The sequence below is a fragment of the Clostridium sp. ZBS15 genome (assembly GCF_023845705.1).
GTDB lineage: Bacteria > Bacillota > Clostridia > Clostridiales > Clostridiaceae > Clostridium > Clostridium aquiflavi.
This window is the reverse complement of record NZ_JAMQHY010000081.1, coordinates 1-11,624: the sequence shown is the minus strand read 5'-3', so window position 1 is coordinate 11,624 and position 11,624 is coordinate 1. Positions and strand designations below refer to the sequence as shown.

The 11,624-nt window shown below is 29.4% G+C and carries 12 protein-coding genes and 1 pseudogene; 2 read left to right on the top strand and 11 right to left on the bottom strand.

Annotation, left to right across the window (positions count from 1 at the left end; genetic code table 11):
* Positions 1-376: 376 nt before the first annotated feature.
* From ltrA to NG904_RS16315, 3 genes and pseudogenes are all read right to left on the bottom strand, one after another.
* Positions 377-1,792, bottom strand: a pseudogene (gene ltrA, locus NG904_RS16325) (group II intron reverse transcriptase/maturase).
* Positions 1,793-2,281: 489 nt separating this feature from the next.
* Positions 2,282-2,554, bottom strand: coding sequence for a metal-sensing transcriptional repressor (locus NG904_RS16320; RefSeq protein WP_252232750.1), 273 nt, complete (start codon positions 2,552-2,554; stop codon positions 2,282-2,284).
* Between the two features lie 93 nt (positions 2,555-2,647).
* Positions 2,648-3,049, bottom strand: a complete 402-nt coding sequence (locus NG904_RS16315) for a hypothetical protein (protein ID WP_026072098.1) — start codon at positions 3,047-3,049, stop codon at positions 2,648-2,650.
* A 172-nt stretch (positions 3,050-3,221) separates the two neighbouring features.
* Here NG904_RS16315 and NG904_RS16310 point away from each other — a divergent pair, with 172 nt between their 5' ends.
* A complete protein-coding gene (locus tag NG904_RS16310) occupies positions 3,222-3,377 on the top strand; it encodes a hypothetical protein (protein ID WP_252212317.1) in 156 nt (51 codons plus the stop codon).
* Positions 3,378-3,863: 486 nt separating this feature from the next.
* The gene (locus tag NG904_RS16305) at positions 3,864-5,063 is read left to right on the top strand and encodes a DHHA1 domain-containing protein (protein WP_252224297.1); all 1,200 of its coding nucleotides are present in this window, start codon (positions 3,864-3,866) and stop codon (positions 5,061-5,063) included.
* Positions 5,064-5,152: 89 nt separating this feature from the next.
* Here the strand turns inward: NG904_RS16305 and NG904_RS16300 are convergent, their stop codons facing one another.
* Genes NG904_RS16300 through pduA form a run of 8 tightly spaced genes read right to left on the bottom strand, consistent with a single transcriptional unit; the run spans position 5,153 to position 11,509 of the window.
* Positions 5,153-5,701 carry a BMC domain-containing protein gene (locus NG904_RS16300; protein WP_252212320.1) on the bottom strand — a complete coding sequence of 183 codons (549 nt, stop codon included), beginning with the start codon at positions 5,699-5,701 and terminating at the stop codon, positions 5,153-5,155.
* Between the two features lie 24 nt (positions 5,702-5,725).
* A complete protein-coding gene (locus tag NG904_RS16295) occupies positions 5,726-7,051 on the bottom strand; it encodes a 4Fe-4S dicluster domain-containing protein (protein WP_252232748.1) in 1,326 nt (441 codons plus the stop codon).
* A gap of 17 nt (positions 7,052-7,068) precedes the next feature.
* On the bottom strand, positions 7,069-8,562 hold the full coding sequence (locus tag NG904_RS16290) for an aldehyde dehydrogenase family protein (RefSeq protein ID WP_252224293.1): 1,494 nt from the start codon (positions 8,560-8,562) through the stop codon (positions 7,069-7,071).
* Positions 8,563-8,580: 18 nt separating this feature from the next.
* On the bottom strand, positions 8,581-8,853 hold the full coding sequence (locus NG904_RS16285) for a EutN/CcmL family microcompartment protein (RefSeq protein WP_252212323.1): 273 nt from the start codon (positions 8,851-8,853) through the stop codon (positions 8,581-8,583).
* A gap of 9 nt (positions 8,854-8,862) precedes the next feature.
* Positions 8,863-9,720, bottom strand: coding sequence for a flavoprotein (locus NG904_RS16280; RefSeq protein ID WP_252224290.1), 858 nt, complete (start codon positions 9,718-9,720; stop codon positions 8,863-8,865).
* Position 9,721: 1 nt separating this feature from the next.
* Positions 9,722-10,543, bottom strand: coding sequence for an ethanolamine utilization protein EutJ (gene eutJ / locus NG904_RS16275; protein ID WP_252212324.1), 822 nt, complete (start codon positions 10,541-10,543; stop codon positions 9,722-9,724).
* 2 nt (positions 10,544-10,545) lie between these two features.
* Positions 10,546-11,202: a phosphate propanoyltransferase gene (locus NG904_RS16270; RefSeq protein ID WP_252224287.1), complete on the bottom strand. Its 657-nt coding sequence runs from the start codon at positions 11,200-11,202 to the stop codon at positions 10,546-10,548.
* A gap of 25 nt (positions 11,203-11,227) precedes the next feature.
* Positions 11,228-11,509: a BMC domain-containing protein gene (pduA, locus tag NG904_RS16265; RefSeq protein ID WP_222629467.1), complete on the bottom strand. Its 282-nt coding sequence runs from the start codon at positions 11,507-11,509 to the stop codon at positions 11,228-11,230.
* Positions 11,510-11,624 lie beyond the last annotated feature (115 nt).

Genomic DNA, 11,624 nt, shown 5'->3' with positions numbered 1-11,624 from the left:
TTAAATTTAAGATTTTTATAATTGGTCTAAAGAATAAAAATCATTGCAATTATATAATAACATAAGATATAGAATTAGCTTTTATCTTTTTGCTTTTAATCATTCATAAGCACACCTCTCTTTCAACTTATAACTAAATTATATATTTAATAAATAAAGAGAAGATTCTGTAAAAACTAAAGATTTTCTAAAGAAAGATAAAAAAATGCTTTAAGACTATGTTGATATTGTAGTATAAATCTCGTGGACTGATATTAAAATATCAACACATATTTAGAACATAGCATAAAATCGAGTAGGAGCTAAATAATTATTTTATTTAGCGTCCTCTCACACCACCGTACGTACCGTTCGGTATACGGCGGTTCATTAGAATCTAATGTTTCATTTGATATGTTTGCGTTAGACTAACAAATCCTAGGGATTCTAGGTATTTGTTATTTAAAGATTTGCTTAAGATTGGGCTGTTGGAAATTCTCCAATAGCCTTTTCTTGTATTTGCATATTCCCATGCTTTGTATTTGTTAATTCCTAGTTTGACTAAATTTTTATGTTTAGTACTAATCTTCTTCCACTGTTTCCATATACATGCTCTTAATCTTCTTCTAATCCATTGGTCTAGACTAACTAGCTTTCCGCGTGCGTTAGCAATTCCATAGTAATTTATCCATCCTCTCATAATTTGATTTAATTTTAGTAATCTATATTCCATACTAATTCCTTTATTTCTATTAGTATAGAATTTAATCTTTTCTTTAAATCTCTTTATAGATTTCTCATGGATTCTAATTTCTGCTCCGCTCTTCGAAAAGTAAAATGAAAATCCTAGAAATTTTCTTCTAGATACAAAATCTACTGCACTCTTATTCTTATTAACTTTAAGTTTTAGCTTATTTTCAATAAGATTTGTCATAGATTCCATCACTCTGAGTCCTGCTCTTTTACTTTTGACATATACATTATTATCATCTGCGTATCTACAAAATTTGTGTCCTCTTTTCTCAAGTTCTTTGTCCAATTCATCTAACATTATATTGGCTAATAAAGGACTTAACGGACCACCTTGCGGAGTTCCTTCTTCACTTGTTACAGCAACACCATTAATAAGGACTCCACTTTTAAGATATTTCCTTATTAAGGCTAATAATCTTTTGTCATGTATTTTCTTTTCAAGTTTACTCATAAGAATATCATGATTAACTTTATCAAAGAATTTCTCTAAATCCATATCTACAACCCATCTATTTCCTTGATTAATATATTCTTTTGATTTTGTTATAGCATTCTTTGCTCCTCTACGAGGACGAAAACCAAAGCTATTGTTTGAAAATGATGGTTCATAAATTCTAGATAATACTTGAGCAATTGCTTGTTGAATTAATCTATCTTGTACAGTTGGTATTCCTAATAGTCTAACTCCACCATCTGGTTTTGGTATTTCTACCCGTCTTACAGGTGATGGATTATACTTTGTTTCTAATAGTTTAGCTTTAATTGTATTCCAGTGTTTCTTGATATGCTCTCGAAGTTCATCGATTTTCATTTCATCAACTCCATGACTACCTTTATTGCTAATTACTCTTTTAAGTGCTAAAAGCATATTATTTCTTTCTAGCACTTAAAAGAGTAATCTACTAGTATCAAATTCTTCATCGTTTACGCTTTCCCTATTTGGTAAAACCTTAGAATTACTAGGCACCTTTGATTTACCTTGAAGTTCCACTTCTACTTCCATCAACTGGTCTCTATATTGAGTTTTCTGCTTTCTTTGTAATTTCTTTGATTTATCCAAAGTTGTAAACCTCCTAACGTTCAGTCCTTCGTCCGCTATCGCGATTAGCGGAGTTACTATGACTTCTGCTGACTTCTGATAGTTCAGTTATATATCACTACATAAGTTGTAACCTAAAAATTAATTCATTGGTACATATCTATCAGACCTCCCCAGGTAAGAACACGCACTTTCACCTCATATATCTGCTACATTTACTCTAGCTATTTCGGATAGTTATAGGGTTTTACTTTGTATTGCAAGTTTACCCATAGCTTCAAGCCTCAAATGTAATTTGTATACCTCAGACCAAGGCTTTGCCTTAGGCTTCCTTCAGATTCCACCTCACGATGGACACCCTTGCCATTAGCTATATGGTTGGCACTATCAGCCCCCATTACGGACTTTCACCGATTAGTACGTGCCCATGCTGGGCACACAATAAAATGCATAGTATGTAAAAAATAACACACTATGCATTTACACTATATTAAAAAGTAATATTAAAAATCACTTTAAAACTTTATCTATTAAATTATTGAACTCTAAAAGCTCCTCTTTGTCATATTCCTTTATTATTTCATCAATACAATACTTTATATAATATTGTACTGTTATTTTGCTAGCATTATTTAAAGCTATTTTAAAAACCGTTATTTTTTTAGATAACTCATCATTTGAATTAGTCTGAACACTTATATTCTCTAAAATTCTAGCATGTCCTAAGATTTTATATAGTTTCTTTATGACTAGGTCTTTTTTATTAAAATTATCTTCGTTCAAATTACCTCCTATTAATTGCTCACAAATTATAATAAAATATTTTTTATTATATTATATTTTGTACATTATATCTAGTGAATACTTTCTTATATATTAGTCTTTGATTTCACTAGATATATTTTTATTTATCAAATATTTTCTTACCATAAATAATCCTGCAATTGCAATAACTCCCAATAATAATTCAGTCATTGCACCCTCTTTAGGTATTAATAAAAGTTTTCTTGCTATTGCATAAAGTAAAACTTCCACAATAGTATCTGGAGTATGTAATGAAAGCATTATTACAAGCTCAATTCCTATTATTAGTAGAAATATTTGTGCAAGTAAATCATTTATTTCTTCATATTCTACTATTGTATTACTATTAACTATAAAAATTTCTACAATGTGTTTTATAACATCAATAGTAGATAACAATACTAATAGCATAACTACGATGGCTAAAGCAGCTTCAAAATAATGTGCTATTTTAATGTAAATTTGTTTTTTCATTCGTTATATTCCCCCTAATTTTTAATAATTATATATAAAATATATGACTAGTATATTCACTTATAATAAGTAAAATTACTTTTTAATTAAGTTGTTCATATAATTACCACTTTAATTTTCTATAATTTTGTTAATACTATAACTGTAATAACATAGTAAGGAGATGATTATATTGAAAAATGATAATAAGAAAACTTTTAATAAAGATAACTTTTTAAGAAATGGGACTAAATCTCAAAATCAATATGCTAAAAGTAGTTTTAACACCACTATAGAAGAACCAGCTTTAAATGAAAGTGGTATTGAAGCTAAAAAAAGAGGATTTTAATAATTTTCTTCTAGTCAAATTTAAATAGATATACAACTTATAGGAATTTACATTAATGCCTTATTATTTTAAAGCATTTACTTTCTATTTAAGGATTATTTTTATCCTTATTCACTTTATTATTTTATCTTCAAAATAATAAAAGCAATTAAGTGTAAATTCCTATATATCTAATAATTTTATACTTACCTATAAGCTCTTCTAAATTTTATATGTTCATTCGATTTATTTCTAATAAGTTATGCACTGTTATATAAAAATCTACTAATAAATAAACAAGTAAAAATACTGTTAGTTATATAAACATTGATTCATTTCTTATAAACATATTAAATTAATTAAATTCATTGAGTTTATCACCTTCTTTAAGGTTAATATTTACATAACTCAATATATTTATTTATTAATTGAATGATTTTTTGCAATTACTTGTTATAATGTTCTTATAGTTATATAAAATATAAGTTAATACAAGGAGAATATCTTATGCAAAAACTTTACTACGAAGATCAATATTTAAAGAAATTCACTGCTGAAATAGACGAGGTCAAAGAAGTAGGTAATGAGTTTCATATAGTTTTAAATAAAACTGCATTTTTCCCAGGGGGAGGAGGACAAAAACATGATTTAGGCAAAATCGATGAAATTGAAGTGTTAAATATCTATGAAAAAGATAATTTAATTTATCATGTATTAGATAGAAAACCTTCGAGAATACATAATGTTAAATGTTCAATAGATTGGTTAAGACGATTAGATGGAATGAATCATCATTTAGCTCAACATGTACTATCTGCATGCTTCTTTAAGCTTTTTAATATAAATACAATTGCAGTTCATCATGGAAATGAATTTAGTACCATTGACTTTAATTCTATACTTACAGAAGAACAGGTACGTTCCTGTGAAAAATATGCTAATGATATTATTGAAAAATCCTTAGATGTAGAATTTCTAACTCCAACTAAAAGAGAGCTTAAAAATATGAAACTTAGAAGAGATCTTCCAGATACTAATGAACAAATACGTATTGTTAAAATTGATGATTTAGACCTTAATGCTTGTTGTGGTGTTCACCCTAAATCAACATTAGATTTAAGACTTATAAAAATAAAAAAATATGAAAAACATAAAAAAGGATCAAGAATTGAATTTATAACCGGATCAAAGGCTGTAAGTGATTCTTTAGAAAAAGATTCATTTGCAAATTCTATGTGTAAATACTTAAATTGCAATGAAAAAGAAGCTTTAAATGGAATAGAAAATTTAAACTTAGAATTAAAAAATGTACTGAATGAAAATAAAAATATGAGTATTGAACTTTCAAATTATGAAATTAAAGAAATTATAGAAAACTCAGCTCAAATTAATGATATAAACATTATTAAATATGTATATAATAATAAAACCTTAAAATTTGTTAATACAATTGTTTCACAAATAACAGAAAAAGATAATAAAATTGCTCTAATTGCACTAGTAAATGATGATAAAATAAACCTTATATTTTCATGTTCTAAAAATATAAAAAATGTTAATATGGGTGAATTATTAAAAGATGCAATAGTTCTTATAGATGGACGTGGCGGTGGAAATCAAACCCTTGCACAAGGTGCTGGTAAGAATTTATTAAACTTAGAAAATACCTTAGACTATGCTTTTAATAAGCTTAATTTAATAATATAAATTCCTAAATAATAAAAAATCAACCGAAATCTCTAGTACTCTAAAGGTTGATTTTTTATTCTAATATATTAAACATTTTAAATATATTACTATAATAATGTTTGAACTAATTCTTTGCTTGGTGAAGGTAATACTACAGTTCCTATAATATCTCCTCCCTCTTCAAGCTTAGCTTCTGCTGCTTCTATTGCTGCTTTAACAGCCGATACTTCTCCTGTAAGGATAACGTATCCTTTTCCGCCAAGACCTCTTGCTATTCTTATCTCTAATAGTTCTACATTAGCTGCCTTTAGTGCTGTATCACCTGCAATTACGGAAGCAACAGCTGACATTGTTTCAATAACACCAATAGATGAAATGTTATCAAAATCACAAGTTGCTGTTATTGCTGGAAATACTTTTTCATGTACACTAGCTATTGTATATTCACTTATAAGATAGCTAAGTCCTACTTCCTTACCAACACCTACAGCATTTGTGACATCTCCTACATCTCCTGCTAATATTACTATATATTTACCTGGACACATTGGAGTTGCTAAGATAATTTCTACATTAGCGGATTTAACCATTTCATCGGCTGCTTGAATTCCTTTTGCGATACTTTTAAATTCTAGTAATCCAATAGATCTTCTCATTTCACTCTCTCCTTTCTAGTTATCTTATCTACTTATAACAATGCTATCATCATTTATTTCTTTTATAATTCCATCTATACTTGCATGAATCTTTGCACCTAATTTATCATTAGGTATATCTCCTATAAGATCACCCTTTTTAACTACATCCCCAATATTAACTACTGGTTCTGCTTTAGCTCCTATATGTTGAGATCTTAAGATTACAACTTCTGAAAAATCATATTCCTCATTTTGAAGTGGTGCTTCAGCATCGTATTTTTCTATATTTAATCTTTGCTTAAGCTTATGAACTGGGAATTTTCTATATTCTCTAAAATCATCTGCTTTTTCTGGAGCATTATGATTAGGATTTTTAATGCCATTTTTAGCTAATTCTCCTTTAAAGAAACTATTTAACTTCCAAGGTTGAAGTCCCATTACACAAACTTGTTCGCAAAGTCCACATTCACTGCATAAAAATGAAGCTGTTGGTAAAATTTCTTTACTGCAAGTTCCACCATAACTTGCAATTCTCATCATCTTATCTGGTTCTAACTTATGTCCTAATAAATGTCTTGGACATACCTCAGTACACATTGAACAATGGCAACATGCTGCTCTTGCTTGTTTTAACATAGATTGTATGTTTCTTTTCTTTGAAACAACTATATTGTGACTCTTAGGTATAACTATTAATCCTTTAGTATTTTTCTTTATAGGTCTATTAATATCTTCTATTAATTTACCCATCATAGGACCACCATCAATGATTTCAAACTCATCAATCAATGTTCCACCTGCTAATTCAAGAGCTTGTCTTACTGATATTCCAATGGGAACTTTAACAGTAATAGGATTTTTAACTTCACCTGTAATAGTTAAAAATTTTTCAGTAACTGGTTTTCCTTCTAAAGCATTATATACATTTAATAATGTTTCAACGTTAATAACTATAACCCCAACATTTAAAGGAATCCCACCTTCTGGAACAACTCTTTTAGTTACTTCATAAACAGTAATTTGTTCATCTCCTGCTGGATAAAAATTTCCAAGTTCGAATAATTCTAGTTTCGGATATTCTCCTAATTTTTCATTTAAATTTTTCATTGCTGACTTATATTTACCCTTTAAAGCAATAACACCTTTAGTTGCTTCTGTTTGCTCTACTATTTTGTTTAATGCACATAAAAGTTCAGAAGATTTTTCTGCCATCAATTGTTGATCTACTTTCAGAAGTGGTTCACATTCAGCACCATTAACAATAACATATTCAACTTTTGCATTTAATTTTACATGAGTTGGAAATCCAGCGCCACCAGCACCAATTAATCCACCATCTTTTATTAAATCTAAAAAGTTTTTTTCCACTAATCTCATCTCCAATTCTATTTAATAGAGAAATTATCTACCATTACACATCTTCTTTTTCTTGTAAATGTTCTTGCAGATGTTAAACCTTCTCCAGTTGGACCTGCAATAGTAAATGTTCCATGTCCTTCTGCACCATATCCAATTCCTGCATATGATGGAGCATTTTTAACAAATATAGTTGTTTGCACTGCTTTAGCAAATTTACTTAAATTATCTATGTGTTTTGAGTGCATTATAGCAGTATGTCTATTTCCATGTTCAAGCTCAACACCAAGGTCTATAGCCTCATCTACATTTCTAACCCTTATAACTGGTAAAATTGGCATCATAAGTTCTTCAACTGCAAATGGATGATTTGCTTCAACTTCAGCAAATATAACTCTTATGCTTGGATCTATATTAACTCCTAACTTACTCATTATATAGTCAGCATTTTTTCCAACAAATTTTTTATTTATAGTTCCATTCTCTGTTAAAACAAGTTTTTCTAATTGTGCAAGCATATTTTTATCAGTTATTTCTAACGCACAATATTTTGACATACAAGTCTTTAAGTAATCTGCAACTTTGTCTACTACTATTACTTCTTTTTCACAGATACATGGTAAATTATTATCAAAACTACAGCCATCTATAATATCAACTGCAGCTTTTTCAATATCAGCAGTTTCATCAACAACTACTGGTGGATTTCCAGCTCCAGCTCCTATTGCTTTTTTACCACTTGATAATGCTACTTTAACAATTCCTGGACCACCTGTTGCACAAATCATATTAACTTTTGGATGAGCTAACATTATATTAGTACTTTCAATATTTGGATTTCTAACAGTAACTATAAGATTCTTAGGTCCGTTTACTCTTTCTATTGCTTTATTAATAAGTTGTATTATAAATACTGAAACATCTTTTGCTCCTGGATGAGGTGAAAATACAACTGTATTACCTCCTGCAAGCATTGATATTCCGTTGTTTATTATTGTTTCAGTTGGATTAGTTGATGGTGCAATTGCTCCTATAACTCCAAATGGTGACATTTCATAAAGAGTTAATCCACCATCTCCAGTTTTAACCCCAGCTTCAAGGTCTTCTACCCCTGGAGTTTTATCTAATGCAAGATTATTTTTAAGTATTTTATCTTCATATCTACCCATTCCAGTTTCTTCAAAAGTTCTACGAGATATTTCTTCTACATTTTTTCTCACTTCTGCTTTAAATGCTTCAATTATTTCAGTTCTTTTATCCAATCCAACTTTTCTATATTCTTGTTCTGCTATCCATGCTTGCTCTATAGCATCATTTATATCTTCAAATACACCATATTCACCAATTGGCATTGTAGGAGTATTCACAAATCCCATTATTTTCTTTTCAATATCTGCTAATGGATTTACTTCTTTTGGGACAGCGGCAGTAGTTATAACCCCTTGTTCTTTCTCATTCCCTGTAAGCTCTTTAACGATATTTTTAACTATACTTTCTATATCTATCATATTGAAATCATTCATTCTATTTTCCCCCTAATTTCATTCTTTACTTACTTCAACGCTATCTACTATAGCAACAATAGCTCTATCTATAGGTGCATCCTTAGCATTAAATTGTTGATGTGCTGCATAACCAGTTGCTACTAATACAAGTTCACCATTACCTGCTCCTACAGAATCTATAGCTACTTCAATATTTCCTGCTGGATTATATTCTGGAGTTAATGGTTGTACAATAAGCATTTTCTTTCCTACTAGTCCTTCGCTTTTGGTTGTTGCAACCACTACTCCAACCACTTTTGCTAAATACATATTTTTGCCCTACCTTTTTATAATTTGTATTCCAAGCTCTTCTGCTAAATCTTTCGCAAGAGCTGTAATTATAGAATTACTTGAAATTACAATTTTTTTATTCCCACTATTATTAGAGATATCTTCACTTGAAATTACTTTTTTATTTATTTTGAATTCTAAAGCTTTATGATTTTCATTAAAGTCCTTTTTAAAATTACTTAATACGATTTCATTTATATTACTATCATCTATTTTAGATTTAACTTTGGGTAAACTATCTTTTTTTAAATCGTTTTTTATTATAGAATCAAATATATTATCTGAATCAACTAACTTTATTCCATAAGATTCTAACCTATCTAAATATCCCTTAATCATATTCATATATGGAACAGGAATATTTTTGTACGGATTTCTTCTTGTATTACATTCTCTAAAATCAACACTGTCTTTAGAGATTATTACTTTTGTACCATTTAAAATACACTTTGATATAAGTGCAGTCGGCATGGTATCACTTATTCCATTTGCTACTTTGGATAAGGAATTTATACTTAACGTTGCACCTATTAATAAATCAAATTCTTCATCATATATATGGTTACTATCTTCTAAATAATCATCTATATAAATATCTTCCATATTAAAAATTTCATTTATAATATTTGGATCTATTATCTGTGATGCATATTTTGATAAAACTGCTTTTAATTTTATACCTTGAGTTTTTAATTTTTTCAATTCCGTGATGCTCTCTTTTAATCCCACTGTACTTCCTGTAAAAAAAACCACAGCTTTTTTAGTTCTAAATGATTTATTTTCCAGTTGAGACATCACCTCTTTTAAAACGACTTGGACAATCTCATCAAAGTTCAAATTAATCACCTCACTTAATGCAACTAACAGCAATGCCTAGAGGTGTAACTAGCAATGGATGGTTTGGTTTTATAGTTTCTATACCAATAATCTTTTCAAAAACAGATGTAAATTCACTGAAACTACACGCTCCACCAACAACATAAATTTTATTTACATCATAGCCTTGTAAATGTTTTTTTACAATATAAGCCATCTTTTCTATAACCGGTTTGATAAGGATAAAATTATCTTTTTCTTTTTTAGAATCTTTTTTTAATTTTTCTGCTTCCTCAAAAGATATATTGTAATTCCCCGATAAAACTAAACTCATATGAGTACCACCTGTTGGTTCATCTGCTGTATATAATACTTTACCATCTTTTAAAATACTTACTCCAGTTGTACCACCACCAACATCAACAACTGCTCCATCTTTTATTCCAAGTACTGCTGCTGCTGCAGTTGGTTCATCAATAATACTAACCAATTCTATATCAGCTGCTTCTAGTACATTTCCAATTGCTTTTACATTTCCCTCTAAAGTTCCAGGTGGAATTGCTGTTGATCCATAACTTATAGTTGTACCTAAAACCTTCTCTACTTTAGCTTTTAACTTTTTTACTATTTCTATAGCACCAATAAAATCTACAACTAGTCCATCTTTCACAACAGATGCTGGATATGATGCTCCAGCTACTGGATTATTATTTTTGTCAACTACTGAAAGAACTATATTGGCTGTACCTAGATCTACTCCAACTTTTAAGTTATTACTAACTTCATTGCACTTTTCTTCTTTTATTAAATTATAAAAAATATCTAACCCTTTATTTGCATCATCTAACCCCATAGCTAAACTCCTTCAACTTTAGTAATTCTTATCTTATCACCATTTTTTAGTCCTGAAGCATTAGCTTCATCTGTATCAATATGCATTTCTGGTACAAAATCATCTGAAATCCTAATAATTACATTGTGAAAAGTTACTTTTCTTGGACCATAAGTAGTTACATCTACTAACTCTCCATCTCTATATCCATATTTTTTTGCAAAGTCTGTAGATAAATGAATATGCCTCGCAGCAATTATTACACCCTGATCTATTTTTATTTCCCCTTTAGGTCCCTTCAGCAATATTCCTGGAGTACCGCTAAGTTTTCCTGATTGTCTTATAGGTGCATTTATACCTAATTTCATTTCATCTGATATTGAAACTTCTAATTGAGTAGATTCTCTCAATGGTCCAAGTACTCTTATTTTTTCAAAATATCCTTTCGGACCTCTAGCTTCAACTGTTTCATCATATGCATATTGTCCTGGCTGTCTCAACTCTTTTTTTATATTAGGTTTATAATTTTCTCCAAATAAGCCTTCAAGTTCCCTTAATCCAAGATGAATATGCTTATTAGATATTCCTACGGGTATTAAACTTTCATTATACTTATTCAATTCTTCTATAACTGCTTTTGTAACAGTTAATATTATTTTTTCTATATCTACTTGAACCATATGAAATTTCTACCCCTTTCTTATATTAAAGATTAGACTGTGGTAATATTTTTTCAGTATCTATATGTGGTCTTGGAATTACATGTATTGATACTACTTCTCCTACTTTTTGTGCTGCTGCTGCTCCTGCATCTGTTGCTGCTTTAACAGCTCCCACATCTCCTCTTACCATTACAGTTACTAGCCCTGATCCTATTTTTTCATATCCTACTAATGTTACATTAGCACTTTTAACCATAGCATCTGCTGCTTCTATAGCCCCTATTAAACCCTTTGTTTCTACCATTCCTAATGCATCTTTCATAATATTCTCCTCCTTAAAATCAAGATAGTGTAAACTTGTTTACACTACGCTTTTAATTTTTTCTTTATATATCAAGGGTTCGACCGTTTTTTTGTATAAAAAAACAATGACCCCCTTA

Bases quoted from the DNA above. Each gene is read 5' to 3' on its own strand.
- NG904_RS16285 (WP_252212323.1), bottom strand. From the start codon at position 8,853: ATGTATTTAGCAAAAGTGGTTGGAGTAGTGGTTGCAACAACCAAAAGC.
- NG904_RS16270 (WP_252224287.1), bottom strand. From the start codon at position 11,202: ATGGTTCAAGTAGATATAGAAAAAATAATATTAACTGTTACAAAAGCA.
- NG904_RS16305 (WP_252224297.1), top strand. From the start codon at position 3,864: ATGCAAAAACTTTACTACGAAGATCAATATTTAAAGAAATTCACTGCT.
- NG904_RS16315 (WP_026072098.1), bottom strand. From the start codon at position 3,049: ATGAAAAAACAAATTTACATTAAAATAGCACATTATTTTGAAGCTGCT.
- eutJ (WP_252212324.1), bottom strand. From the start codon at position 10,543: ATGGGGTTAGATGATGCAAATAAAGGGTTAGATATTTTTTATAATTTA.
- NG904_RS16290 (WP_252224293.1), bottom strand. From the start codon at position 8,562: ATGAATGATTTCAATATGATAGATATAGAAAGTATAGTTAAAAATATC.
- NG904_RS16300 (WP_252212320.1), bottom strand. From the start codon at position 5,701: ATGAGAAGATCTATTGGATTACTAGAATTTAAAAGTATCGCAAAAGGA.